Source organism: Janibacter sp. FSL W8-0316 (genome assembly GCF_038004165.1).
Classification (GTDB): domain Bacteria; phylum Actinomycetota; class Actinomycetes; order Actinomycetales; family Dermatophilaceae; genus Janibacter; species Janibacter indicus.
In genome coordinates this window covers 955,073-980,946 of the sequence record NZ_JBBOQX010000001.1, presented here as the reverse complement: position 1 = coordinate 980,946, position 25,874 = coordinate 955,073, and the positions used below count along the sequence as shown (strand labels likewise).

Below are 25,874 nucleotides of genomic sequence, written 5' to 3'. Positions count from 1 at the left end.
CACGATGGGCCGCATGACCACGACTCGTACCGCCATCGTCACCGGAGCCGCCCGCGGGATCGGCCGGGCCATTGCCCTTCGGCTCGCCACCGACGGCCACCACGTCGCCGTGCTCGACCTCGACGAGTCCGCCTGCCAGGCGGTCGTCGACGAGATCACCGAAGGGGGAGGCACCGCCCTGGCCGTGGGCGTCGACGTCTCCGACGCCGAGCAGGTCGAGGCGGGCGTCGCCCGCGTGGCCGAGGAGCTCGGTGCCCCGACGCTGCTCGTCAACAACGCCGGCATCATCCGCGACAACATGCTCTTCAAGATGAGCGTCGACGACTGGGACTCGGTCATGGCGGTCCACCTGCGGGGCGCCTTCCTCATGACCAAGGCCGTCCAGGCGCACATGACCGCTTCGACGTACGGCCGCATCGTCAACCTCAGCTCGACCTCTGCCCTCGGCAACCGCGGCCAGGCCAACTACTCGGCCGCCAAGGCCGGCATGCAGGGCTTCACCAAGACCCTGGCGATCGAGCTCGGCAAGTTCGGCGTGACGGCCAATGCGATCGCCCCCGGCTTCATCCAGACCGACATGACGGCCGCGACCGCGGAGCGCATCGGTGTGCCCTTCGAGGACTTCCTCGCCCACGCGGCCAAGGAGACCCCGGTCGGCCGCGTCGGCCAGCCCGAGGACATCGCCGCCACCGCGTCCTTCCTCCTGTCCGAGGAGGCCGGCTTCGTGTCCGGCCAGGTCATCTACGTCGCCGGCGGCCCGAAGGACTGACCCCTACTCGGCCGTGACGAAGTCGATGAGTTCCTCGACGCGCCCGAGGAGGGCGGGCTCGAGGTCGGCATAGTTGCGGACGGTGCCCAGGATCTGCTTCCAGGCGCGGGCGATGTCGGCCTGGGAGTCGTGGGGCCAGCCGAGGTGGGCGCAGATCCCGCGCTTCCACTCCATCGAGCGGGGGATCGTCGGCCAGGCCTCCATGCCGAGTCGCTGCGGGCGCACCGACTGCCACACGTCGACGTAGGGGTGCCCGAGGACGAGCACGTGCTCGGGCGCGAGCCTGTTGGCCTCGGCGACGATGCGCGACTCCTTGCTGCCCGGCACGAGGTGGTCGACGAGGACCCCCATCCGCCGACCGCGGCCGGGGGCGAAGTCGCGGATCGCGGCCGCGAGGTCGTCGACGCCGTCGAGCATCTCGACGACGACGCCCTCGACCCGCAGGTCGTGGCCCCAGACCTTTTCGACGAGCTCGGCGTCGTGGCGGCCCTCGACGAAGATCCGGGACCCGATGGCGACCCGGGCCTTGGCGTCGTGCACGGCGACGGACCCGCTCGCGGTGCGGGAGGCCTGCTTCTCGGCGGCTGCGAGGGCCGCGCGCTGGGCCCCCTTCGGCGCGGTGAGCGAGACCGGGGAGCCGTCGACGAGGAAGCCCGGACCGAGCGGGAAGGCCTTGACCTTGCCTCGCCGGTCCTCGAGGTGGACGACGTGGACGCCGCCCGCCTTCTCCACGGCGACCACGGCGCCGACCCAGCCGGTCTCGACGTCCTCGACGACGGTGCCCGGCGTGGCCTCCATCGCCCGCGCGGTCGGTCGGGCCAGCCGGCCCTTCGACTTCCAGTCGCCGGAGAGGACGTCCATGCCGTATCGATCGCTCACGGCACGGACGGTAGGCCGAAGGGAGGTCACTCGCGGCGTCGGCACGCCGGATTCCGGGGAATGGCCGCCCCGGTCGTAGACTTGGCACTCAGGTGGACCGAGTGCCAGCGGTCCCGTTCGTGGGTGTCGAAGGAGGTCAGCATGAGCCAGGAGCGCCGCATGGCCGTGCTCAGCGCCATCGTCGAGGACTACGTGCAGACGTCGGAGCCGGTCGGTTCCAAGGCGCTGCTCGACCGCCATCAGCTCAACGTCTCGGCCGCGACCGTGCGCAACGACATGGCCGCGCTCGAGGACGAGGGGCTGATCATCGCCCCACACACCTCTGCGGGGCGCATCCCGACCGATGCCGGCTACCGGCTCTTCGTCGACCGGCTGCAGGCGATCCGCCCCATGTCGCGGGGGGAGCGCGCGGCGATCACCGACTACCTCGAGGGCGCCGACGACCTCGACGTCGTCCTCGACCGCACGGTCCGTCTGCTGTCGACGCTGACCCGGCAGGTCGCGGTCGTGCAGTACCCCTCGCTCACCCGCAGCACGGTCAAGCACATCGAGCTGGTGCCGATGAGCGAGACCCGGCTCATGGTCGTCGTCATCATGGGCACCGGCCGCGTCGAGCAGCGCGTGGTGCCCACGGGGGTCGACTACCTGGCTCCCCAGGGCGCCGATGCCCTGGCCAGCGCACGCGGCCGGGTCAACGCCGCCACCCGCGACCGCCGCCTCGCCGAGGCGCTGGAGTCGCTGCGCACCCTGCACGACGAGGACGTCGAGACCGAGGACGCCCTCACGGCCGGGGTCATCGGTGTCGTCGAGGCGGCACTGGCCGAGGAGCGGGCGACCAAGGTCACCCTGGCCGGCACGGCCAACCTCGCGCGCAGCTCGAGCGACTTCCCGATGACCCTCGAGCCGGTGCTCGACGCCCTCGAGCAGCACGTCGTGCTGCTCAAGCTGCTCAGCGTCGAGGCCGATCAGGAGGCGCCCGGCGTGTCCGTGCGCATCGGCTCCGAAAATCCCGTGACCGGGCTGCAGGGGACATCGCTCGTCACCTCCGGCTACGGCGCAGGCGACGAGCAGGTCGGTGCCGTCGGCGTGCTCGGCCCGACCCGCATGGACTACCCGGCGACGATGGCGCAGGTGCGTGCCGTCGCCACCTACCTCTCGCGGATCGTGGACGCCTGACCGGCGTCCGCTCCGCACCGACCAGACCGACCCACGACCCACGAGGACGTCACGCGTGAACGACTACTACGAGGACCTGGGCGTCAGCCGCGAGGCGACGCCCGAGGAGATCAAGCGGGCCTACCGCAAGCTCGCCCGCACCCTGCACCCCGACGTCAACCCAGGCCCCGAGGCCGAGGAGCAGTTCAAGCGGGTCTCGCAGGCCTACGACGTCCTCTCCGACGAGGCGAAGCGTCGCCAGTACGACATGGGCGGCGACCCCTACGGCGGTGCCCACGACGGCTTCGGGGCCGGCTTCACCTTCAGCGACATCATGGAGCAGTTCTTCGGGCAGGCAGCCGGCGGCGCCGGCCGCGGCCCCCGCTCGCGCTCGGCGCGCGGGCAGGACGGTCTCGTCGGGCTCGAGCTCGACCTCGCGACCGCGGTCTTCGGCGGTCAGGAGGAGCTGACCATCGACACCGCCGTCGTCTGCGGCACCTGCTCCGGCGACGGCGCCCAGCCGGGCACCGGCCGCCGCACGTGCGACACCTGTGCCGGCCGCGGCGAGGTCCAGCAGGTGCAGCGCTCCTTCCTCGGCCAGGTCATGACCAGCCGCCCGTGCCCGACCTGCCAGGGCTTCGGCGAGGTCATCCCCAACCCCTGCCACGAGTGCTCCGGCCAGGGCCGGGTGCGCACCCGCCGCACGATGACCGTGCGCATCCCCGCCGGCGTCGACAGCGGCACCCGCATCCACCTCGAGGGCGAAGGGGAGGTCGGTCCCGGTGGCGGGCCGGCCGGCGACCTCTACGTCGAGCTGCGGGTGCGCGACCACGAGACCTTCACCCGGCGAGGTGACGACCTGCACGCGTCCGTCGCGGTGCCGATGACCGCGGCCGCGCTCGGGGTGACGATGAGCTTCGCCACCCTCGACGGCGAACAGGAGATCACCATCAAGCGGGGCACCCAGCCCGGCGACACGATCGTCCTGCCCGGCCTCGGCGTCACGCACCTGCGGCGCGAGGGCCGTGGTGACCTCGTCATCCACGTCGACGTGCGCACCCCGACCAAGCTCGACGCGGAGCAGGAGCGCCTCCTGCGGGAGCTCGCGGCCGTGCGCGACGAGGAGCAGCCCGACGGCGAGCTCGACGACGTCGACTCCGGCTTCGTCGGTCGGCTGCGGCACGCCTTCAAGCGCTGATTCGACGGGGGAGTCCTCCCCATGGCTGGCCCCTGCTGAGCCCGGATACGTTGTGGGCACCACGACAGGGAGAGGCCATGACGGTTACCGACGGGATGGACACCGCGCGAGCGCGGGTCGTCGCAACGCAGCTCAAGCACCAGGGGGCGGTGCTGGCCGGCATCGGGACGCAGGGCTCGGCCCTCGCCGACGTCCTCAAGGACGTCTGGGGTGGGCCCGATGCCGAGAAGTTCGCCCGTGAGTGGCAGGCGGCTCGCCCGGCACTGAACCGCTCGAGCCGGGACCTCGACGAGGTCGCCAACGAGCTGACCCGTCAGGCCGACGAGCAGGACGGGGCCTCGGAGGGTGGCCCTGGTCGCGGAGCCGCGGCTGGAGACGGCGGCGGGCCCGGCCGGGCGCCATGGCACGGAGGGCGTACCCCCGAGCTCGATGGTCGGCCGGGGCCGACCGATCCCTTCGCGCACCCACTCGGGGCTGCCCCTGCTGCGTGGGAGGCGATCACCGACACGCTGAAGGACGTCTGGGAGATTTACACCAGTCCGTTCTTCGGCCTGGCCCAGATGGTGGTCGACGAGGTCGTCGGCTACGTCGTCGACAAGCTCGAGAAGCTCGACGGCAGGTTCAAGATCCTGGGCAAGCTCGCCAAGATCGCCGGCGTTGCCGGTGGTTACCTCTCCATGATCTTCGGTCAGGTCGACATGGTCCAGGCCGTGTGGCGCCTCTTCACGGAGGGGCCTTCCGTGGACGGCGTCCTCCAGTTCTTCGAGGGCCTCACCGGGTGGCTCTCCGGTGGCCTCGCCATCGCCGCGGTATTCGCCGGGGGCACGATCTTGGGGGCACCCGCCGGCATCGTCCTCGGCGGTGCTGCAGCCATCCTGGCGGTGATCTCCCTAGGGATCGGGGTCGTCCGCGAGTACGGCCCGTGGTTCATCGACGTCGTCGAGGGGGACCCTGCCTGGGCGGCGGAGGTCGGCTTCGGCGGGGGCGGCATGCGACACGGGTACGAGATGCCCGAGCGCAACGGCCCCATCCCACCGCCCTACAAGGCCAGCGATCGGCGGTCCCAGATGGGGATGTTGGCAGGTGCCTGAGCGACGTGATGGGGTGAAGCCATGACCACGTGGGCCGACCTGAGCCTCGACACCCCCGTCGACGACCTGCCCGATCTCACGTCGATCGTCGACTCGCCGCAGTCCGTGGACGCAGTGACCGTCGTGATCGACGAGTACCGACAGGCCGACCGAGGTCTGGCTCTCGGAGCGCTCTCCGACGAGGAGCTCGTGGCCTGCGCGCCGGTCGGCGCCGAGGTCAGGCCACACGGAACTTGGTACGCGTCGCTCGGCGACCGGGAGCGTCGCACTGCCCGGGCCACGGCGTTGCGTTCGCTGACTACCCGCGAGGAGCTCTACGTCGAGTCGGGTGATGACGGGCTGCAGGCGCGCATGAGCCTGCGGCTGATGGCCCTGCTCCGCCTGCGCCGGGAGCCGGTGGTGCTCAGTGCGCAGGGCATGACGCGCCAGGGCCCCTCGTGGTACCAGCTGCGCCGGTACGACGACGTCTGGCTGCGCGAGGTCGTCTCGGAGCACGGTTTCCACAGCCATGATCTGGTCCCTCTCGACGAGATGGAGGAGACGTTCTTTCGTGTCTTCTGCGCGCTTGGCGACAAGCCGCAGCCGTCTCAGGCTTCCTTCCGCCAGTCGGCCGACGGCCTTCCGTCGCGCCAGCTGCGAGGCTTTCTTGCTGAACAGCGGCACGTCACCCAGCTGGCGATGGTGCACCCGGGTGAAGACGTCCCCGAGAGCTACGTCGTGTGCGTCGACCAGCACAACGCCATGACGATCGGCGTGCCCGACGGCGACGACCTGGTCTACTCGGGAGGCTCCGCGGACACGGTGGTGGAGCGATGGCGGGCGTGGCGCGACCTGTGGTGACGACGAGGACGGTGGCCGCATGACCGCGCCGCTCTTCCAGGTCGACCCCGGTGACCTGGACGGTCTCGCCGCGGACGGAGTCGTCGACCTCACCGGGCCCGAGGCCCACCACGCCGCCACCGTCGTGCGGCTCGAGGTGGGGGAGGAGGTGCTCGTGGCCGACCGGCACGGAGCCCGCGTGCTCGCCGAGGCCGTCGAGGTCGACCGCGACCTCGTGCGGCTGCGGGTGGTCGAGCGGCTCGACGAGTCCGAGCCCTCCCTTCGCCTGACGCTCGTGCAGGCCCTGTCCAAGGACGGGCGCGACGAGGACGCCGTCGAGGCGGCCACCGAGCTCGGCGTCGACGGGATCGTCCCGTGGCAGGCCGACCGCTCGATCGTGCGGTGGAAGGGCCCCAAGGTCGACAAGGGCCTGCGCAAGTGGGCCAACGTGATCGAGCGCGCCGCCAAGCAGTCCCGGCGCGGTCGGTGGCCGCGGCTGGACGAGCTGGTGACGAGCCAGGGGCTCGCCGAGCGGTTCGCCGGGGCGACCCCCTTCGTCCTGCACGAGGACGCCACGACGCCGCTGGCCACCGTCGACCTGCCCGACGAAGGGGAGGTCCTCCTCGTCGTCGGACCGGAGGGCGGGATCTCGCCGCAGGAGCTGGAGCGCTTCGTGGCTGTCGGGGGTGTCCCGGTCCGCCTCGGCACCCAGGTGCTGCGGGCCTCGACGGCCGGGCCTGCGGCCATCGCGGTGCTCAGCGCCCGAGGTCGCTGGCGGTAGGGGAGTGCTCCCCATGTCGTGGGGCCGTGATGGTCTCTAGCATCGGGAGCCGGTCATGACCATCGAGCAGGAGGGCCGCGCATGAGCGTGCAGGAGGGCATGGACGTCGAGCGCGTCCGTCAGATCGCGGGCGATCTGCAGCGCAACGGTGAGGCGCTGACCAACATCGGGGCCCAGGGGCGCGGTCAGCTCTCCGTCCTCTCCGGGGCGTGGGAGGGTCCGGACATCGAGAAGTTCAGCGGGTCGTGGGGCGGCGCGGAGAAGTCCCTCGCCGCGGCCAGCCAGACGATCCAGGCCATGGGCAAGGGCCTGCAGCAGCAGGCGACCGACCAGCACCAGAGCTCGCAGGCCAGCGGCAGCATTCTCGGCGGGGGTCGCGCCGGGCTGGGTGGCTCGGGCGCCCCGACTCTCTCGGGCACGAGCACGACCTCGCCCAACATCATCGACCATCTGTCGACGGTCGTCGGGCGGCTCGGCGCCCTCGGCGGGGTCAACGACATCGTCAAGGCGCTCAACGGCGGCCGTGGTCTGGGGGCCCTGCTCTCCCAGGTCCCTGCGCTCACCAAGCCGCTGCTGTCGCCCGGCGCCCGGCTGGGGCTCTTCATGCAAGCGCAGCTGACCCACCCGCTCTTCGGCAAGGGCGCGGCCGCGCTCTTCGGCAGCTCGCGCCTGGCGCCCCTCTTCAACGGCTCGGTCCTCAAGGGCCTCAAGGGGTTCGGCAAGCTCCTCGGCCCACTGGGCGCCTTCGTCGGTGGTTACGACCTGGCCGCGGGGATCATGAAGGGGGACTGGTCCCAGGCGATCTCCGGCGGGCTGGGCATCGCCTCGGTGGCCGCGCCGCTGCTCATCGCGTCCGGGCCGGTCGGCTGGGCCGTGGGTGGCGCCCTGGCCATCGGCTCCTTCGTCGCCGCGCAGTGGGGTGACGAGATCGCCGACGGCGCGAAGGCCGCCTGGAACTGGACCGGCGACCGGCTCGCGGACGCCGGCGGTGCCGTGGCCGACTTCGCCGAGGACGCCGGTAGTGTCCTGTCATCCGGCGCCAAGAAACTTGGAGGACTCTTCTCGTGACCGACACCAGCACCCCCGCCGAGGCGCCTCTGCTCGACCTCGTCGGCAGTGACGAGGCGCGTCGCGTCGCCGAGGACCTGCTCGCCACGGCCGGCTCCAGCGAGCTCCCGCTCGAGATCGGGACGCTGACCGACGAGGAGCTCGTGGCCTACCTCGGGTCCGAGGACGCCGCCGGGCCGATGGGTGTCTGGTACACCGCCCTCGTCGTCGAGGCCAAGGAGCTGGCCCAGCTGTCGACCCTGCGGGCGCTCACCGCCCGGGGCCAGTTCCGCCAGCTCGCCGACGAGTCCGGGCAGGAGGCCTACCAGCTCGCCGAGCCCGTGCTCGCGACGCTGCGGCTGCGCTCGACCGAGCCGCGCCTGTCCGCGCAGACCGCGCGTGACGACGGGCCCTGGTGGTACATCCTGCGCCCGCTCGAGGGCGGGCTGTGGTTGCGCGAGGTCGTGACGCCGGTCGGCATGCACAGCTTCCACCTCGTGCGCCTCGAGAGCGAGGAGGAGCTCTTCCTCACCGTCGTCGGCGTCGGGGCCGACGCCCCGCCGGCCGAGGTCAGCGCCGACCTGACCCCCGAGCAGCTCGAGGAGAAGACGCCGGCCAACTCCTTCCTCGAGGGCTGCACCCACTCGACGTCGCTCATGGCGATTGTCCCGGGCCAGCCCCACCCCGACGTGCTCAACATCCACGTCTCGAGCGAGGGCAAGGTCTTCCTCGGCCGCCGCATCGAGGACCGGATGGCCTTCCGCGGCGCGCCGGGTGACGTCGTCGTCGACACCTGGCGGTCGTGGGTCGCGGCCCAGTGACCCGAGCCTTCTACCAGTGGTCCGGCGGGACACCGCAGGACCACGAGGCCCTCGCGTGGTTCTCCGGCGCGACGCCCGAGCACATGGGCCCCAGGTGTGCGAAGTTCCACGGCGGCCTTACCGCGCGGGCCTGGGCCTCCTCGCTCGCCCTGTGCGCCGTCGTCGTCGTGGCCCTCGGCCTCCTCGTCGCGCTCCTGTCCCCGGAGGGGCCGAGCGTCGGCCTGCTGCTCGGGGTCGCGTGCACGGTCGGGGGGATCTTCTTCGCGATCATGGTGCTCGTGTGGGCCCTCGCCCGGGCCACCCGTCAGGACGTCCACCAGCACGGGCTCGTCGTGCGTGGGGCGTGGGGCCGCCGTGAGGCGATCCCGTGGGCGACCATCGACCCAGGTCGGATCTTCATCTCCAAGACGGTGCGGTCGATGACCCGCATGCCCCTCGCCCTGCACCGCCAGCAGGCCGTGCTCCCGCCCGGGGTCGTGGTCAACGGGTGGACCGATCGACCCCTCGGCTCCTTCCCGGGCCTCGAGGCCTTCTCGCAGGGCTACCGCTACCAACCCGCGCCGAGCGAGACGCCCTTCGGCTGGTGGCAGCTGGGCACCACCGACCCGGAGACCTTCCTCCGGGCGGTCGAGACGGCCATGGTCGCCGACGGCTACCCGGCGGCGGGGCTGACCCCCTTCGTCCTCGCCCGAAAAGTCACCGCGACGGACCTGCGCCGAGCCCCTGAGCTGCAGCGCGAGCGGATGCTCACCGATCCGGTCCTGGGCCTGCCGCGAGGCTGAGCACAACCCGGTCGTCCACAGCGGCTCGCGCCCGTAGAATCGGGAGCACGATGCCTCCATCAGACCACCCCGACCTGCGCGCCCTCGACGCGATCTCCGACGACCCGCGGGCGGCCGCGTCCGGCCCGGCGCCCCGGGTCCAGCAGACGATCGTCCTGCCCGACAACATCCCGATGGTCAGCCTGCTCGGCCCGACCGACGAGCTGCTGCGGACCATGGAGCGGGCCTTCCCGCGCACCGAGATCCTCGTCCGGGGCAATGAGTTCCGCCTCCACGGGCCGGCCGGCGACCTCGAGGTCCTCGACCGGCTGCTCGACGAGCTGCTCGAGATCCTCGAGGCCGGGCAGCCGCTCAACAAGGACGCCGTCGAGCGCTCGATCACCATGCTGCGCGGCCAGACCCGCGAGCGCCCCGCCGACGTGCTGACGACCAACATCGTCTCCAACCGCGGCCGCACGATCCGCCCCAAGACGCTCGGGCAGAAGCACTACGTGGACGCCATCGGCGACAACACCGTCGTCTTCGGCATCGGGCCCGCCGGCACCGGCAAGACCTACCTCGCGATGGCCAAGGCGGTCGCCGCCCTGCAGGCCAAGCAGGTCAACCGGATCATCCTCACCCGCCCGGCCGTCGAGGCGGGGGAAAAGCTCGGCTTCCTGCCCGGGACGCTCAACGACAAGATCGACCCCTACCTGCGACCGCTCTACGACGCGCTGCACGACATGATCGACCCCGAGTCGATCCCGCGGCTCATGGCCGCCGGCACCATCGAGGTCGCGCCCCTGGCCTTCATGCGCGGACGCACGCTCAACGACTCCTTCATCATCCTCGACGAGGCGCAGAACACCTCGCCCGAGCAGATGAAGATGTTCCTCACCCGACTCGGCTTCGGCTCCAAGATGGTCGTCACCGGCGACACGAGCCAGGTCGACCTGCCCGGCGGTATCGAGTCCGGCCTCAAGGTGGTCCAGCGGATCCTCACCGACGTCGACGGTGTGCACTTCGCCCACCTCGACGCCGCCGACGTCGTCCGGCACCGGCTCGTCGGGGAGATCGTCAGCGCCTACGACCGCTACGACGCGACGAAGGGGGCCCGCCGATGAGCATCGACGTGCTCAACGAGACCGACCACGTCGTCGACGAGGCCGAGTTCGTCGAGATCAGCCGCTACGTGCTGGCGCAGATGCGCGTGCACCCGCAGGCCGAGCTGTGCATCCGCTTCGTCGACGAGGCGACGATGACGGTGCTGCACGAGCAGTGGATGGACCTCGCCGGCCCGACCGACGTCATGAGCTTCCCCATGGACGAGCTGCGACCGGGGCGCGAGGGCGAGGCCCCGCTCGAGGGCGTCCTCGGAGACATCGTGCTGTGCCCCTCGGTCGCCGAACGCCAGGCCGCGACGGCCGGGCACGCCCCGATCGAGGAGATGCTGCTGCTCACCACGCACGGCATCCTCCACCTGCTCGGCTACGACCACGCCGAGCCCGAGGAGGAGCGTGAGATGTTCGAGCTGCAGCGCCAGCTCCTGCTCACCTTCCTCGCCGGGCGGCGCCGGGAGAGCGGCGCGTGACGACGCTGATCATCGGCGCGGTCGTCTCGATCGTCGCCGCCTTCGTCCTCACCCTCGTCGACGCGGCGATCGGATCCGCCTCCCGGGTGGCCGCCGACGAGGCCGAGGCCGAGGGTCGCCGCGGGGCCAGCGCGCTGCGGACGATCCTCGCCGACAGCGCCGGTCCGATCTCCGTGCTGGCCTTCCTCCGGGCGATCGCCGAGGCGACCGCGGCGGTGCTCATCACACTCGTCGTCGTGGAGCAGGCCGAGCGCACCTGGGTGGCCCTGCTCATCTCCACCGCCATCATGGTCGTCGTGACCTTCGTGCTCGTCGGGGTCTCCCCGCGGACCCTCGGGCGGCAGCACAGCACCGCGATCGCCCTGGCGTCCGCCCCCTTCGTCGTCGGGGTCCGGCGCGTCCTGGGGCCGGTGGCGCGGCTGCTCGTCACCTTCGGCAATGCCGTCACGCCGGGGCGCGGCTACCGCGACGGGCCCTTCCGCTCCGAGGCCGAGCTGCGTGACCTGCTCGACCTCGCGGGGGAGTCGTCGATCATCGAGGACGAGGAGCGCGACATGCTCCACTCCGTCTTCGAGCTGGGCGACACCCTGGCGCGCGAGGTCATGGTGCCCCGCACCGACATGATCACCATCGAGTCGGACAAGCCGGCGCGCAAGGCGCTCAACCTCTTCATCCGGTCCGGCTTCTCGCGGGTGCCGGTCGTGGGGGAGTCCAGTGATGACATCGTCGGCCTGCTCTACCTCAAGGACGTCGTGCGGCGCCTGCTCGCCGACGAGGAGGGACGCGACCTGCCCGTCGCGGACTTCATGCGGCCGGCCCCCTTCGTCCCCGAGAGCAAGCCCGTCGACCAGCTGCTGCGCGACATGCAGCGCGACCAGATCCACGCGGCGATCGTCGTCGACGAGTACGGCGGCACGGCCGGCCTGGTGACGATCGAGGACATCCTCGAAGAGATCGTCGGCGAGATCACCGACGAGTACGACCGCGAGGGGCCGGGCATCGAGGAGCTCGACGACGGACGCACGCGGGTGCCCGCAGGGTTGCACGTCGACGACCTCGCCGAGCACTTCGGCGTGACGATCGACGAGGAGGAGGTCGACACCGTCGGTGGCCTCATCGGCAAGATCTCCGGGCGCGTCCCCATCGTCGGGGCCCACTGCGAGGTCGCCGGCCTCTCCCTCACGGCTGAGAAGATGTCCGGACGACAGCACCGCATCGCGACGGTCATCGTCGAGCGGGTCGAGCCCGTCGACAGCCGGCAGAGCGAGCACGAGGAGATCGGGGCATGACGATGGACGAGACGCAGACCGAGTGGCGCGCCGGGTTCGCCTGCCTCGTCGGCCGGCCCAATGCCGGCAAGTCGACCCTGACCAATGCCCTCGTCGGCGACAAGGTCGCCATCACCTCGAGCAAGCCGCAGACGACGCGGCACACGATCCGCGGCATCGTCACACGCGACCACCAGCAGGTCGTGCTCGTCGACACCCCCGGCCTCCACAAGCCCCGCACCCTGCTGGGGGAGCGGCTCAACGACCTCGTCCGCGAGACTCTCCTCGAGGTCGATGTCATCGGCTTCTGCCTGCCGGCCGACCAGAAGATCGGTCCGGGCGACACCTTCATCGCCAAGGACCTCGCGGAGCTGCAGCGGGCCAAGCGCGTGCCCGTCGTCGCGATCGCGACCAAGAGCGACGCCGTTGACCGCGACCGGCTGGCCGAGCACCTCATCGCCATCGACCAGCTGGGCGACTGGGCCGCGATCGTGCCCTGCTCCGCGGTGCGCGGCGACCAGGTCGACGACGTGCTGCGCGTCCTGGCCGAGCACCTGCCGCCGTCGCCGGCGCCGCTCTACCCCGAGGACCAGCTGAGCGACGAGGACGACGAGCGGATGATCGCCGAGCTCGTCCGCGAGGCTGCCCTCGAGGGGGTCCGCGACGAGCTGCCGCACAGCCTGGCCGTCGTCGTCGAGGAGATCGTCCCGCGCGAGGGGCGCCCGGCCGACGACCCGATGCTCGACGTGCGGGTCAACGTCTACGTCGAGCGTGACAGCCAGAAGGCGATCATCATCGGGCGAGGTGGGTCACGGCTGCGCGAGGTGGGCACCACGGCGCGGGCGGGCATCGAAAGGCTGCTCGACCACAAGGTCTTCCTCGACCTGCACGTCAAGGTGGCCAAGGACTGGCAGCGCGACCCCAAGCAGCTGCAGCGTCTGGGCTTCTGACCGGGTCGGATCACCCGACCCCAGGTCACGAGTCGGTCACGACCATTTGGGCGGCCGTGCGCCCGTGGGTCAAAGTGAGTGGTTGGCAGCATGCTGCCCAGAGACCGCCACCAACTCGAGTTCGGGAGGAGTGGCCCCGGAGGCCTCGTCCACCGGGCCATACAGAACGTGACAGACACCGCGCAACCACCAGCCTCTGGCAAGAACGCCCCGCCGCGTGACACCCGCCGGGTGGACCACCCGGCTCTCGAACCGCGGATCATCCGCAAGCAGGACAAGCTCGGGATCGACTGGATCGTCTTCGGCATCACCGCCGTGCTGTCCCTGGCCTTCGTGCTCTGGGGCGTCATCAGCACCTCGTCGCTGTCCGATGCCTCGGCCACCGGCCTGGACTGGGTCGTGACCAACACCGGCTGGCTCTTCGCCCTCGCGTCGACCGGCTTCGTCTTCTTCGTCATCTGGCTCGCGGCGAGCAAGTACGGCAACATCCCGCTCGGCGCCGACGGCGAGGAGCCGGAGTTCCGCACCATCTCGTGGATCGCGATGATGTTCTCCGCCGGCATGGGCATCGGCCTGATGTTCTGGGGCGCGGCCGAGCCGCTGGCCCACTACATCACCCCGCCGCCCGGCACCGGTGAGGCGGGCAACGACAGCGCGACCCGCACCGCGATGGCGACCACGCTCTTCCACTGGACCCTGCACCCGTGGGCGATCTACACGGTGGCCGGTCTGGCCATCGGTTACGGCGTCTTCCGCAAGGGCCGCGGCCTGACGATCAGCGCGGTCTTCGAGCCGCTCATCGGCAAGCGCCAGGTCAACGGCCCCGTGGGCAAGGTCATCGACATCTTCGCCATCTTCGCCACGCTCTTCGGCTCGGCAACCTCGCTGGGCCTGGGCGCGCTGCAGATCGCCTCGGGCGCCAAGATCGTCGGCTGGGCCGACGACGTGACCAACACGGTGCTCGTGCTGATCATCGTCGTGCTGACCATCTGCTTCATCTTCTCCGCCGTGTCCGGTGTCGAGAAGGGCATCCAGTGGCTGTCCAACACCAACATGGTGCTGGCCTTCGTCCTGGCGCTCTTCGTCTTCGTCCTCGGCCCGACGATCTTCATCCTCAACCTCGTCCCGACCTCGCTCGGCACCTACCTCCACCACCTCATGGAGTACTCCGCGCGCACCAACGCGCAGGGCGAGCACGGCATCAAGTCGTGGCTGTCCGGATGGACGATCTTCTACTGGGCCTGGTGGGTCAGCTGGACCCCCTTCGTCGGCATGTTCATCGCCCGCATCTCCCGCGGCCGCACCATCCGTGAGTTCGTCACCGGCGTCCTGCTCGTCCCGAGCACGGTGAGCCTCATCTGGTTCGCGATCTTCGGTGGCGCCGCCATCAAGGCGCAGGAGATGGGCGCGACGCTCGACAAGTTCGGCGACGGCGAGGAGAGCACACTCTTCGCGCTCCTCGACTCGATGCCCTGGGCTGGGGTCACCTCGATCCTCGTCATGGTCCTCGTGGCGATCTTCTTCGTCTCGGGTGCCGACGCGGCCTCGATCGTCATGGGCTCGCTGAGCGAGCGCGGCACGCTCGAGCCCAACAAGTTCACGGTCGTCTTCTGGGGTGTCGCCACGGGTGCTGCCGCGGCGATCATGCTCACGATCGGCGGCGAGGACTCGCTGACCGGTCTGCAGCAGATCACGATCATCGCGGCCCTGCCCTTCGTGCTGATCATGATCGGCATGGCGGTCGCACTGGTCAAGGACCTGCAGACCGACCCGATGGCGGTCCGCCGCGCCTACGCTCGCGAGGCCCTCAAGCAGGCCGTCGTCGCGGGGGTCAAGGAGCACGGCGACGACTTCGTCCTGTCGATCGACCACGCCGAGCCGGGGGAGGGCATCGACCGCGACAAGGTCGTGCCCGTCGTCGCCAACGGTGACCCGGCGCCGACCACCGAGGGGAGCGACACGGACACGCGGAAGGACGACACGCCGACCGCCTGACCTGCTCCACCGCGTCCGGGGCCTGAACACGATGTGGGTGTTCAGGCCCCGACGCCTATCCTTGGCCCATGCACATCGGAGTCTTTGGAGCCACCGGCCAGGTGGGACAGGTCATGCGCACGCTGCTCGAGGAGCGGAACTTCCCCGTCACCTCGATCCGCTACTTCGCCTCTGCCCGGTCCGCCGGGTCGACCCTGCCGTGGAAGGGCGAGGAGGTGACCGTCGAGGACACCGCGACCGCCGACTTCTCCGGTCTCGACATCGCGCTGTTTTCCAACGGCGGGTCCACGAGCAAGGAGTGGGCGCCCAAGGTTGCGGCCGCCGGCGCCACCGTGGTCGACAACTCGAGCGCCTGGCGCAAGGACCCCGAGGTCCCGCTCGTCGTCTCCGAGGTCAACTCGGGCGACCTCGACGACCTGCCCAAGGGCATCATCGCCAACCCCAACTGCACGACCATGGCCGCAATGCCGGTGCTCAAGCCGCTGCACGACGAGGCGGGCCTGGTCGCCCTTCGCGTCGCCACCTATCAGGCCGTCTCCGGCTCGGGCGGTGCCGGCCTGACCGAGCTCGACAGCCAGCTGCGGGGCGGCTACGCCTCTGGTGACCCCAAGGACCTCGCCCGCGACGGTGGCGCCCTGACGCTGCCGGCCCCGCAGGTCTACGAGGTGCCCGTCGGCTTCAACGTCGTCGCGATCGCCGGGTCCGTCCAGGACGACGGCACCCTCGAGACCGACGAGGAGCAGAAGCTGCGCAACGAGTCGCGCAAGATCCTGCACATCCCCGACCTGCGCGTCTCCGGCACCTGCGTGCGCGTGCCCGTCTTCAGCGGCCACTCGCTGGCGATCCACGCCGAGTTCGAGCGCGAGATCAGCCCCGAGCGGGCCACCGAGATCCTTCAGGCGGCCGACGGCGTCGTCGTGACGGCCGTGCCCAACCCCCTCGAGGCCACCGGCAAGGACGAGGTCTTCGTCGGTCGCATCCGCGCTGACCAGTCGGTCGCGGACGGCAAGGGCCTGACGCTCTTCGTCGTCGGCGACAACCTGCGCAAGGGCGCCGCGCTCAACGCCGTGCAGATCGCCGAGGCGATCGTCGCGCGCAAGGGCTGACGGCGCCTCGTCCCACCCGTCACCCGATTCTCGGGTCACCCGATGAACCCCGGCTTCGCAAGGGTTTGGTACTCCTGTGAAGCCGGGGTTTCTCTTGCTCAGCGCGAAGGGAGGACCGCTCGGGCCGTCGTCGCGTCGAGGTGGCGGACGTAGAAGTCCTCGTGCGCGGAGGCCGCCGCGGCCCAGGTGTAGCCGGCCGCCAGCTCCCGCCCGGGCTCGGCATGGCCAGAGGGGTCGGACAGCGCAGCGTCGAGCGCCGCCGCCAGACCGTCGACGTCGCTGCCGTAGCGCACGGTGTCCCCGAAGACCTCCCGCAGCACCGGCAGGTCACGGGCGACGACAGGGACCCCGGCGGCGAGTGCTTCCATCGCCGCGAGCCCGAACCCCTCCTTCGTCGAGGGGAAGCCGAGGACCCGTGCGCCGGCGACGAGTGCTGGCAGCTGGTCGTCGTCGACCGGCCCCAGCACCAGCGGGCTGACGCCGAGCTCGCGGGCGCGGGCGTCACATCGTGCGCGGTAGTCGCGGTAGTCGAAGAGCGTCTCCCCACCACCGATGACGAGCTGCAGATCGCGGCGGTCGAGCCGGGCGAAGGCCTCGATCAGGTCGATCGTGCCCTTGCGTGGCTCGATACCACCGAGCGCCAGGACGTAGCCGCCCAGCTGGGCGGTCCAGGCGTCGCGGGCGGGCGCACCCTCGGGGCCGGCAGCGCGGGCGAACCGGCCCGCGTCGACCCCGTTGGGAATCACCGCCGCGCGGTAGCCGTAGGCGGCCTCGACCTCGTCGGCAACCGCCCGCGAGACGCAGATGCGCGCGGCCGGGGCGTGGATGGCGCGCTCGTGGCAGGAGACCAGACGAGGTGTCGTGAAGGCGTCGAGGTGGTGGATGGTGCGGATGGGCGCGACGCCGGCGTCGAGCACGGCATTGGCCGAGATGCAGTCCTGCGCGTGCACGACGTCCGCGCCGGTGTCGAAGGCCGCGGCCAGAGCCGCGATGGACCTCTCGATGCGGTCACCGACGCTCTCGTCCTCGCGGGAGACGAAGGGGACGACCCGCACCTGCACGCGCGGGTCGAGGTCCCGAAAGAAGGCGCGGTCACCGCCCCGTCCCAGGGTCCAGATCTCGACGTCGTGCCCGCGGGCCGCGAGTGCCTCTGACAGGGCGAGCGTGTGGACGACCCCGCCACGGGGCTTGGTGGAGTAGGTGAGCTGGGCGATACGCATGGGTGGTCCGATCGTGCGCCGCCGGTGACGGTCAGGCGCTGGTGGTGGTGAGTCGGTAGGCGTGCTCCACCCGCTGGTGGATGTGGTCGAGGGAGCGGCGGGCCCGCGCCACGGCAGTGCTGACATCGGCCCCGGCGACGGCCAGTCCCCCCTTCGCCCAGGTCTTGGCGACGATCTCGCCGGCGGGGTCGACGACCTTGGCCTGACCGAGGAAGCGCAGGCCCCCGAGCACCCCGGTCTGGTTCGACGACACGAGGTACACCTGGTTCTCGGCGGCCCGGGCGCAGTCGTAGAGGTCGAAGAGGTGGGCCTGGCGGTCGTTGCGGATCCGGTCCGACCGGTCTGTGACGCTGGCGGGCCACGCGCTGAGGCAGGTCACCACCTCGGCGCCGTCGAGGGCCAGCGTGCGGGCGGCCTCGGGGAAGGTCTTGTCGAAGTCGATGAGCATGCCGATCCGTCCGACCGGGGTGTCGAAGGCCCGGAACCTGTCGCCGGGGCGATAGGCCTCGGCCTCGCCGAGCGGTAGGTGCACCTTGCGGTGCACGCCGAGCAGGCCGTCGCCGCTCACGCAGGCCGCGGTGTTGAAGCGCACCTCCTCGCCGTCGACGACGGCGCGCTCCGTGAGGCCGAAGCAGACCGTCATCCCGCCCGCCAGCGACACAACGGCGGCGACCTCGGGCCCGTCGAGCGCGATGGCCGGAGGCAGGTCGGCCCCCGTGCCTCCCGGATGCCTCAGATCGCCGAGGTAACCGCCGATCGTGGCATCCGGGAGGACGAGCAGATCGACGCCGCGCTCGCGGGCCTGCTGGACGATGCCGGACAGCTTGGTGAGGGTGCGCTCGACGTCGCGTCCGAAGTGTGCGGCCACGGCCGCCATCGTCACGGTGCTCATCGGCCCAGACTAGGGACGCGTCAGGCCGCGCGGGCGGCCGCGCTCTCGGCGACGAGCGATGCCACGTGCTCCGCGTCGCGGGCGATCGCGTGGAACCGCCCGGAGCCCCAGGTGTGGAGCCACGGCAGCCCGAGGAAGTGGAAGCCGGGCACGGACGTGGCACCGCGCTCGTGCCTCGGGTGGCCGTCCTCGTCGAGGACGCCGAGCTCGCCGAGCCAGCCCCAGTCCGCCCGGAAGCCGACGGCCCAGAGGATGCTGCCGATGTCGCGGAGGTCGAGGCTGCTGCCCCCGGGCCGTGGTTGCCACACAGGGGCGTGGCGTGCCTCCACGGGGGCGTCGATCCCTTCCCGCTCGATGTACCGGTCGATGTCGTCCTTGATGGACTCGGCGACCGAGTCGGCGTGGTCGAGGTTGCTCGCCAGGGAGTCGTCGAAGTGGACTGCCCCGTCGACGACTGCGAGCGCCCGGCCGTGCAGCGTCATGCCGCCGACGGCGAACTGCCGCAGATCGATGTCGCGGCCGCCGTCGCGCCCCGTGACGTAGTGGTTGGTGGACTCCCGCTTGGTGAGGCCGCGCGTCGTGACCGGCACGTCGTACAGGCCCATCTCGGCGAGCCAGGTCATGCAGTCCCTGCCCCGGTAGAACCGGGCGACACGGGGTGCCCGGCCCACGGCGAGGTGCACGTTGCGGCCCTCGATGTGCAGGTCCTCGGCGATCTGGGTGCCCGACTGCCCGGTGCCGACGACGAGCACCGGCCCCTCCGGCAGCTGGCGCGCGTTGCGGTACTCGTGCGAGTGCACATGCGTGACCGACGCGGGGACGTCCTTCGCCCAGTCGGGCACCACGGGCTCGTGGTACCCACCGGTGGCGGAGGTGACGGTGTCGGCGGTGATCACCCCGGCCGAGGTGACGACGGTGAAGCCGCCCTCCGGCCGCTGCTCGACCCGGACGACCTCGACGCCCTGCGCGACGGGAGCGTCGAAGGTGTCGGCATACGCCCGCACCCAGGCGTGGACCTCGTCGCGCGTCATGAACCCGTCGGGGTCCGGGCCGTCGTACGCGTATCCCGGGAGCCGGCAGTGCCAGTTCGGCGTGACGAGCGTGAAGGCGTCCCACCGGCCGTCGCGCCACTCGTGGGCGACCTCGTCACGCTCGATGACGAGGTGCCGGATGTCCCTCTCGACGAGGTGGTGGCTGAGCGAGAGGCCGGCCTGCCCGCCTCCCACGATGACGGCGTCGAAGTGGTCACCTGCGACGACTGGGGTCGGGATCATGATCCGGTCCTCTCGAGCTGCGGTTCCATGGTGAGTACCTCGACCTCGGCCGTGGGGTGGATGTCGGCCGGGTAGTGGGCGGCCGTGGCCGCGATCGTCTGCTGCGACTGCATGGCCGAGGTGCAGGCCATGCCGTACTTCGCGCGCACGCGCTCGCTGGCCTCGCCCAAGGCCGCGCCCGTCCGGGCGACGAAGTCCGCAAGCGGGTACCGGGCACCCGCCTCGAGGTGGTCGTGCATCACCAGGCTGGGGGAGTAGTGCGAGGTCTCGGCGCCGTCCGGCCAGCGCACGGAGAAGGTCATCTCAGGCATGGGCGAGCTCCCGCCACCGGTCGACGTGCGGCGCCGAGACCTCGGCCACCGGGCCGTACACGTGCGGGCACCGGTCGCGCAGGTGGAACATCCCGGCACGCATGGTCCGGAAGGTCGCGTCGACGTCGATCTCCGCGATCGCCAGCCCGGTCCCGAGCAGGGTGGTGGCGAGGATGTTGCCACCCGGGTCGACGACCTTGGCGTTGCCGACGTAGCGCAGCGAGCCGAAGGTGCCGGACTGGTTCGCCGCCATCCAGAAGACCTGGTTGTCCAGGGCACGCGCGATGTCGAACTGGTTGAACCGGTAGGTCCAGCGGTCCTCCTGCAGGTTGTCCGCCGTCGCGGTCCGGGCGGCGGGCCACGCGGACATGCTCACGACGATCTCGGCACCGTCGAGGGCGAGCATGCGGGCGGCCTCGGGGAAGGCCTTGTCGTAGCAGATCTGCATGCCGACGCGGCCGACCGGGGTGTCGAACGCGCGGTAGCTGTCACCCGCGGAGTACGACATGTTCTCGCCGAGCGGCTGGTGCACCTTGCGGTAGGAGCCGTAGATCGTGCTGCCGTCGAGACACACCGCGGCGTTGTAGCGGGTGCTCCCGTCGTCGGCGAGCTCGCAGAAGCCGATCGTCAGCACGATGTCACCCGCGAGCTCCTGCACGCGTCGGATCTCCGGTCCGTCCAGCCGGATCGCCGGCGGCAGGGACCTGCTGGTCGTCTGCAGGGTGTCCCCGTGGTTGCCGAGCGACGAGAGGTAGCCTCCGATCGCGGCCTCGGGGAAGGCGACGAAGGAGACCCCCTCGGCGCGGGCGTCGTCGAGCAGCTGGGCGATGAGGGCGTAGTTCTGCTCCAGGTCCCGGGTGAAGTTCGCGGACACGGACGCGACTTTGATGGTCATCGCAGGCCCTCAGAGGTTGTAGGTGGAGTTGATGATGGCGCCCTTGCGGGCGTAGTGGATGAGGGCGTCCTGCACGTCCAGGGGGTGCGCGGGGATGACGCCCTCGATGAGGTCCTCCTCGCGGATGCCGTGGAGCGCGAGCCCGAAGCGACAGCAGTAGACCGTGCCGCCCTCCTTGATAAAGGTCTCGAGCGAGTCGTTCATGTTGAGCTCACCCGGGAAGCCCGAGTCACCCGAGGTCGGGAACCCGCGGTTCGCGGTGGCCGCCAGGGTGCCCGGTCCGTAGAGGTAGATCGCGGACTCGAAGCCCTTGCGCAGGGCGCGGGTGGCCTGGAGGACGGCGACGAAGCTCACCGACGACTCGTGCGGGATCCCGTGGATGAGGGTGAAGTAGCTCTCCCCGTCCTCGGCCTGATAGTCGGGGAAGATCTTCGTCGAGCCGTACACGTTGCTGCCCTTGGGCAGGGCGGGGTGGGGGATCTCGCCGAGCGACTTGGCGATGTTGTCGGCGATCTGGGCGTCGATGTCGTTCGTCACGGTGGTGCCTTTCGTGGGTGTGCGATGGGTGGTCAACCGGCCATGAGCCCGGTGGCTGTGGGGCCGACGGCGTCGGTCTCGACGCCGTCCGGCCAGAGGAGGCGCACGCCGGGCTCGGCGGTGGCGGTGCCGATGCGCGCGGTCCGCGCGATCGGGGAGGTCATCCGTCCCTGCCCGGGGCGGTCGGCGGTGAGCATGGCGAAGCCGGGGAAGCAGGTGAGCCAGTCGCCGAAGGGGACGCCGTCCGGTGCGGGGATCGAGTCCGGTTCGAGGGTTGCCCCGATGGCCGACGCCTCGGCGAGCATCGCGGCCGTGCCGACGATGCCGGCCATGCTGACGTCCTTGGCCGCTGCGGGACGAGCACCCGCGACGAGCGACCCCAGTGCGCGCAGGTCGGCGCCGGTGCGCGTGGAGGTGCTGTCCCACTGACGGCCCTCGAATCCGGGACGCCAGCGACCGTGCAGGTCGACGGTGAGCGAGATGTCGTCCCCACGGCGCGCGCCACCACCTGGGACCGGGGCGTCCGTCCGGCCGAGAGCGGTGACGGTGAGCGCGGAGGGCACACCGATCTGGGTGTGGCCGCCCAGGACGGGCGCACCCCACGCCTGGGCGGCGCTGCGGATGCCACCGACGACCCGCCGGGCGATCTCGGGGGAGGGGGCGCCGATCGCGTCGAGGAGGCCGACCGGCGAGGCGCCCATCGCGGCGAGGTCGTTGACGTTGACGAGCACGGCGCACCAGCCAGCCCACTCGGGGTCCCGGTCGACGAGGGCCGGGAGGATCGCGTCGCAGGCGGCGACGACGTCGGTGCCGGGGACAGGGGCTCCGTCGTCGCCGAGGAACTCGGCCCCGCCGAGGGCGAACGGGCTGTCCTGCCGCAGGTCGCCGACGAGAGAGCCCAGCTCGCTCTTGGTGGCCGCCACGAGGTCGCGGATCCGGGTGATGGGCCAGCGCATCCGCACGTGCGGCGTGCCTTGGATGCGCGTCGCCCCCCAGGCCGTCCACCCGAGTCTGCGGAAGAGGACCTCGTTGGGCTCCTGGACGGTCGCCTCGAAGCGCAGCACGCCCATCCGCAACGCGGTGGCGCAGGCCTCGCGGACGAGCGCGGGTCCGATGCCACCCGACTGGCGAGCGTCCCGACGGACCACGAGCCGGCTGCCCGTCCACCAGCCGATGTCGCGCCCCGGGGTGGCGGGGGCCAGCCTGACGCCGCCGAGCACTCGGCCGTCCGCGCCGCGGGCGACGAGGACGATCGTGCGCGGGTCGTCGTCGAGATCGTCGTCGTCGACGTCGAGGACGCGTTGCTCGGCGACGAAGACCTCGCGGCGCAGGGCCCGGTAGTCCGCCGTCTCGCGCGGGTCGGCACGGTCGATGGTCCAGGCTCGCGTGTCGTGGGCCACCGTCGGCCCCATGAGCGAGGGGATCTCGAGCCGCATCAGGCACCTGCCGTCTGCAGGGCGCTGCAGGCGCCGCAGGCGGCGCACCCGGCTCGCTGGTCGGCGCCGCGCATCCCGGCGTCCCGCAGCAGTGTCGCCACGCGGGCCGTGACGTCGTTGACGACCTGTCGGTCGGGGGCCGGGACGTGGTCGACGTCGGTCGCGAGGGTCCCAGCGAGCGGGCGGAAGGGGACGACGAAGGGGTAGACGCCCATGTCGACGAGCTCCCGTGCTCCGTCGACGAGCTCGTCCGGGTCCTCCCCGAGCCCGACGAGCAGGTAGGTCGAGACCTGGTTCCGGCCGAAGACCCGCACCGCCTCCCGCCAGGCAGTGCGGTACTCGGCCATGGTCACGCGTGACTTGCCCGGCATCCAGCGGGACCGTACGGCGTCGTCCATCGACTCGACGTGGATGCCGATGGATCGGGCGCCGGCGTCGTAGAGGTCGGTGATCGCCTGCAGGTCCGCGGGTGGCTCGCACTGGACCTGGATCTCCAGCGAGGGCACCGCGTCCTTGACCGCCCGGACGCATCGGGCGAGGTGCTTGGCGCCGCGGTCCCACCCGTTCGACGTCCCGGTGGTCATCACCATGCTCGTCACGCCGTCGAGGCGGACCGCCGCCTCGGCGACCTCGGCGAGCATCGCCGGGGTCTTGACGGCGATCGTCGAGCCGGCGTCGAGGGAGGCCTCGATCGCGCAGAAGCGACAGCGCTCGCTCTCCGCATACCGCACGCACGTCTGCACGACGGTCGTGGCGAGCACGTTGGTTCCGTGGAGCTTGGCGATCTTGTCGTAGGCGACGCCGTCCGCCGTCGACAGGTCGTAGAAGCTGGGGCGGGCGACGGGGGAGATGTCGAGGCCCAGGTCCGCGCCGTCAAGCGTCAGACGGCCGGCCGGATCGACGACGTAGGGGCTGCTGCTGTCGAGCCGGAGTGCGGCTCCGAGGCCATCAATGGCAAAATGTCCGTCATCGCTCGGGCCCGCACCACCCGTACGGCGGACCGGTGCGTCGCTACGGACGCCGAGGATCGCGATGTCGACACGAGTGGAGACGCGGTCGGGGTTCGGTGTCGGGTTCGGGGCCATGCGGCAAGTACACGGTCGGCCCGTTTCGGAGTGGTTTCACTCGGAATGCAGGACTGTTTCCGGGTGAAACGATCGTGTTTCGTCCGCATGGTGACCGCCGTCATGACCCTCCGGGGTGAGGGGTAGGGTGCTGGGCATGCGGACGGACCTCCTCCTTCTCTGCCGCGGCGAGGCCTGACAGACGGCCACCTCGTCGCGGAGTTCGTGGTGCCGGCCAGCCCCCACCCCACGTGACGAAGGACAGAGCATGATCCACCCCCAGCAGCCCACCGCGATGCCGGTGCGCAAGTACGTCCCCTTCCAGGACCAGATCGCCGTCGAGCTGCCCGACCGGACCTGGCCCGACCAGGTCATGACCCGGGCGCCGCGCTGGTGCGCGGTCGACCTGCGCGACGGCAACCAGGCCCTCATCGACCCGATGGACGCCGAGCGCAAGCTGCAGATGTTCCAGCTGCTCGTGAGGATGGGCTACAAGGAGATCGAGGTCGGCTTCCCCAGCGCGAGCCAGACCGACTACAACTTCTGCCGCCAGCTTATCGACGGCGGCCACATCCCCGACGACGTGACCATCCAGGTGCTCACGCAGTGCCGGGACCACCTCATCGAAAAGACCTTCGACGCCATCGCCGGCAGCAAGACCGCGATCGTCCACTTCTACAACTCGACGTCGGTCCTGCAGCGCCGGGTGGTCTTCAACTCCGACCAGGACGGCATCGTCGACATCGCCCTCCAGGGCGCCCGGCTGTGCAAGAAGCTCGAGGAGACCATCCCCGACACCGACGTCTACTACCAGTACTCGCCGGAGTCCTACACGGGCACCGAGCTCGACTTCGCGGCGCGCATCTGCAACGAGGTCATCGACATCATCGACCCGACGCCGGACCACAAGATGATCATCAACCTGCCGGCGACGGTGGAGATGGCCACGCCCAACGTCTACGCCGACTCGATCGAGTGGATGAGCCGCAACCTCGAGCGTCGCGAGTCGGTCGTGCTGTCCCTGCACCCCCACAACGACCGCGGCGAGGGTGTCGCCGCCGCCGAGCTGGGCTACCTCGCCGGTGCCGACCGCATCGAGGGCTGCCTCTTCGGCAACGGCGAGCGCACCGGCAATGTCGACCTGGTGACGCTGGGGATGAACCTCTTCAGCCAGGGCATCGACCCCCAGGTCGACTTCTCCCAGATGGACGAGATCCGTCGCACCGTCGAGCACTGCACCCAGCTTCCGGTCCACCCGCGCCACCCGTGGGGCGGCGACCTCGTGTACACCGCCTTCTCGGGCTCGCACCAGGACGCGATCAAGAAGGGCTTCGCGGACATGGAGGTGCGGGCCAAGGAGGCCGGCACCGATGTCAACGGCATCGACTGGGGCGTGCCCTACCTGCCCATCGACCCGCACGACATCGGCCGCTCCTACGAGGCCGTCGTCCGAGTCAACTCCCAGTCCGGCAAGGGCGGCGTCGCCTACCTGCTGAAGTCCGAGCACGGCCTCGACCTGCCGCGTCGCCTGCAGATGGAGTTCTCCGCGGTTGTCCAGCACAAGACCGACAGCGACGGTGGCGAGATGAGCGGCCTGGCCCTGTGGCAGGTCTTCAACGACGAGTATCTGCACAGCGAGGACAAGGACGGCTGGGGTCGCTTCCAGCCGGTGCGCTCCACGCTGACCGGTGAGGACTCCGGCCTGGACCGCATCGAGGGGCACATCCTCGACGCCGGCCAGGAGGTCGAAATCTCCGGCAGTGGCAACGGCCCGATCGCGGCCTTCCTCGACGCGCTGGCTCCGCTGGGTGTCGACGTGCGGGTCCTCGACTACGCCGAGCACGCCCTGTCGGCCGGTGGCGATGCCCGCGCCGCCGCCTACGTCGAGTGCGCCGTCGGTGACCGTGTCCTGTGGGGTGTCGGCTTGCACGACTCGATCGTCAAGGCCTCGCTGCGCGCGATCCTCTCCGCGGTCAACCGCGCCGAGCGGGACGCCGTCCAGGGCTGAGGTGCC

25 protein-coding genes are annotated in these 25,874 nt (G+C 71.0%); 16 read left to right on the top strand and 9 right to left on the bottom strand.

The genetic code is table 11. From position 1 onward, the window contains the following. The first annotated feature begins 13 nt into the window (after window positions 1-13). Complete coding sequence (gene fabG / locus NYE39_RS04785) at window positions 14-769, top strand: 3-oxoacyl-ACP reductase FabG (protein ID WP_341011965.1); 756 nt, start codon at window positions 14-16, stop codon at window positions 767-769. 3 nt (window positions 770-772) lie between these two features. Here the strand turns inward: fabG and NYE39_RS04780 are convergent, their stop codons facing one another. Further along, entirely contained in the window at window positions 773-1,648 is an 876-nt protein-coding gene (locus NYE39_RS04780; protein ID WP_341011964.1) for a DUF3097 domain-containing protein, read from the bottom strand. 141 nt (window positions 1,649-1,789) lie between these two features. Between NYE39_RS04780 and hrcA the strand changes: the two genes are divergently transcribed. The 14 genes from hrcA (at window position 1,790) to NYE39_RS04710 (ending at window position 16,231) form a co-directional block, all read left to right on the top strand. Then, entirely contained in the window at window positions 1,790-2,824 is a 1,035-nt protein-coding gene (gene hrcA, locus NYE39_RS04775; protein ID WP_084451267.1) for a heat-inducible transcriptional repressor HrcA, read from the top strand. A 55-nt stretch (window positions 2,825-2,879) separates the two neighbouring features. Then, a complete protein-coding gene (gene dnaJ / locus NYE39_RS04770) occupies window positions 2,880-4,001 on the top strand; it encodes a molecular chaperone DnaJ (RefSeq protein ID WP_341011963.1) in 1,122 nt (373 codons plus the stop codon). Window positions 4,002-4,078: 77 nt separating this feature from the next. Beyond that, window positions 4,079-5,092: a WXG100 family type VII secretion target gene (locus NYE39_RS04765; protein WP_341011962.1), complete on the top strand. Its 1,014-nt coding sequence runs from the start codon at window positions 4,079-4,081 to the stop codon at window positions 5,090-5,092. Between the two features lie 21 nt (window positions 5,093-5,113). Beyond that, complete coding sequence (locus NYE39_RS04760) at window positions 5,114-5,932, top strand: hypothetical protein (protein WP_341011961.1); 819 nt, start codon at window positions 5,114-5,116, stop codon at window positions 5,930-5,932. A 19-nt stretch (window positions 5,933-5,951) separates the two neighbouring features. After that, window positions 5,952-6,692 carry a 16S rRNA (uracil(1498)-N(3))-methyltransferase gene (locus tag NYE39_RS04755; protein WP_341011960.1) on the top strand — a complete coding sequence of 247 codons (741 nt, stop codon included), beginning with the start codon at window positions 5,952-5,954 and terminating at the stop codon, window positions 6,690-6,692. An 81-nt stretch (window positions 6,693-6,773) separates the two neighbouring features. Beyond that, window positions 6,774-7,760, top strand: a complete 987-nt coding sequence (locus NYE39_RS04750; RefSeq protein WP_341011958.1) for a WXG100 family type VII secretion target — start codon at window positions 6,774-6,776, stop codon at window positions 7,758-7,760. Then, on the top strand, window positions 7,757-8,560 hold the full coding sequence (locus tag NYE39_RS04745; protein WP_341011957.1) for a hypothetical protein: 804 nt from the start codon (window positions 7,757-7,759) through the stop codon (window positions 8,558-8,560). Before NYE39_RS04750 ends, NYE39_RS04745 begins: the two co-directional genes overlap by 4 nt. Beyond that, on the top strand, window positions 8,557-9,342 hold the full coding sequence (locus tag NYE39_RS04740; RefSeq protein ID WP_341011956.1) for a hypothetical protein: 786 nt from the start codon (window positions 8,557-8,559) through the stop codon (window positions 9,340-9,342). Before NYE39_RS04745 ends, NYE39_RS04740 begins: the two co-directional genes overlap by 4 nt. A 50-nt stretch (window positions 9,343-9,392) precedes the next feature. Beyond that, the gene (locus NYE39_RS04735) at window positions 9,393-10,445 is read left to right on the top strand and encodes a PhoH family protein (RefSeq protein WP_185220405.1); all 1,053 of its coding nucleotides are present in this window, start codon (window positions 9,393-9,395) and stop codon (window positions 10,443-10,445) included. Beyond that, complete coding sequence (ybeY, locus tag NYE39_RS04730; RefSeq protein WP_341011955.1) at window positions 10,442-10,912, top strand: rRNA maturation RNase YbeY; 471 nt, start codon at window positions 10,442-10,444, stop codon at window positions 10,910-10,912. The genes NYE39_RS04735 and ybeY overlap by 4 nt, the downstream gene beginning before the upstream one ends. After that, window positions 10,909-12,201, top strand: coding sequence for a hemolysin family protein (locus NYE39_RS04725; RefSeq protein WP_341011954.1), 1,293 nt, complete (start codon window positions 10,909-10,911; stop codon window positions 12,199-12,201). The genes ybeY and NYE39_RS04725 overlap by 4 nt, the downstream gene beginning before the upstream one ends. Further along, window positions 12,198-13,130, top strand: coding sequence for a GTPase Era (gene era, locus NYE39_RS04720; RefSeq protein ID WP_072624905.1), 933 nt, complete (start codon window positions 12,198-12,200; stop codon window positions 13,128-13,130). Before NYE39_RS04725 ends, era begins: the two co-directional genes overlap by 4 nt. Before the next feature lie 231 nt (window positions 13,131-13,361). Then, window positions 13,362-15,125, top strand: a complete 1,764-nt coding sequence (locus tag NYE39_RS04715; RefSeq protein WP_341011953.1) for a BCCT family transporter — start codon at window positions 13,362-13,364, stop codon at window positions 15,123-15,125. 68 nt (window positions 15,126-15,193) lie between these two features. After that, window positions 15,194-16,231 (top strand): aspartate-semialdehyde dehydrogenase, encoded by a 1,038-nt coding sequence (locus tag NYE39_RS04710; RefSeq protein WP_341011952.1) that lies wholly within the window; start codon window positions 15,194-15,196, stop codon window positions 16,229-16,231. Window positions 16,232-16,329: 98 nt separating this feature from the next. Here NYE39_RS04710 and NYE39_RS04705 read toward each other — a convergent pair whose 3' ends face one another. From NYE39_RS04705 to NYE39_RS04670, 8 genes are read right to left on the bottom strand one after another with little or no spacing between them, the layout of a single operon-like run. Next, a complete protein-coding gene (locus NYE39_RS04705) occupies window positions 16,330-17,451 on the bottom strand; it encodes an MSMEG_0565 family glycosyltransferase (RefSeq protein ID WP_341011951.1) in 1,122 nt (373 codons plus the stop codon). A 31-nt stretch (window positions 17,452-17,482) separates the two neighbouring features. Next, window positions 17,483-18,343 (bottom strand): carbon-nitrogen hydrolase family protein, encoded by an 861-nt coding sequence (locus tag NYE39_RS04700; RefSeq protein ID WP_341011950.1) that lies wholly within the window; start codon window positions 18,341-18,343, stop codon window positions 17,483-17,485. Window positions 18,344-18,363: 20 nt separating this feature from the next. Continuing rightward, window positions 18,364-19,617, bottom strand: a complete 1,254-nt coding sequence (locus NYE39_RS04695) for an MSMEG_0569 family flavin-dependent oxidoreductase (protein WP_341011949.1) — start codon at window positions 19,615-19,617, stop codon at window positions 18,364-18,366. Then, on the bottom strand, window positions 19,614-19,928 hold the full coding sequence (locus NYE39_RS04690; RefSeq protein ID WP_084451254.1) for an MSMEG_0570 family nitrogen starvation response protein: 315 nt from the start codon (window positions 19,926-19,928) through the stop codon (window positions 19,614-19,616). The genes NYE39_RS04695 and NYE39_RS04690 overlap by 4 nt, the downstream gene beginning before the upstream one ends. After that, the gene (locus NYE39_RS04685; protein WP_341011948.1) at window positions 19,921-20,802 is read right to left on the bottom strand and encodes a carbon-nitrogen hydrolase family protein; all 882 of its coding nucleotides are present in this window, start codon (window positions 20,800-20,802) and stop codon (window positions 19,921-19,923) included. Before NYE39_RS04685 ends, NYE39_RS04690 begins: the two co-directional genes overlap by 8 nt. A gap of 30 nt (window positions 20,803-20,832) precedes the next feature. Continuing rightward, window positions 20,833-21,360, bottom strand: a complete 528-nt coding sequence (locus NYE39_RS04680; RefSeq protein WP_007926309.1) for an MSMEG_0572/Sll0783 family nitrogen starvation response protein — start codon at window positions 21,358-21,360, stop codon at window positions 20,833-20,835. 32 nt (window positions 21,361-21,392) lie between these two features. Next, the gene (locus tag NYE39_RS04675) at window positions 21,393-22,796 is read right to left on the bottom strand and encodes an MSMEG_0567/sll0787 family protein (RefSeq protein ID WP_341011947.1); all 1,404 of its coding nucleotides are present in this window, start codon (window positions 22,794-22,796) and stop codon (window positions 21,393-21,395) included. After that, on the bottom strand, window positions 22,796-23,881 hold the full coding sequence (locus NYE39_RS04670; protein WP_341011946.1) for an MSMEG_0568 family radical SAM protein: 1,086 nt from the start codon (window positions 23,879-23,881) through the stop codon (window positions 22,796-22,798). Before NYE39_RS04670 ends, NYE39_RS04675 begins: the two co-directional genes overlap by 1 nt. Before the next feature lie 247 nt (window positions 23,882-24,128). On the opposite strand from NYE39_RS04670, the gene leuA reads away from it, so the two are divergent. Further along, entirely contained in the window at window positions 24,129-25,868 is a 1,740-nt protein-coding gene (gene leuA, locus NYE39_RS04665; protein ID WP_341011945.1) for a 2-isopropylmalate synthase, read from the top strand. Window positions 25,869-25,874 lie beyond the last annotated feature (6 nt).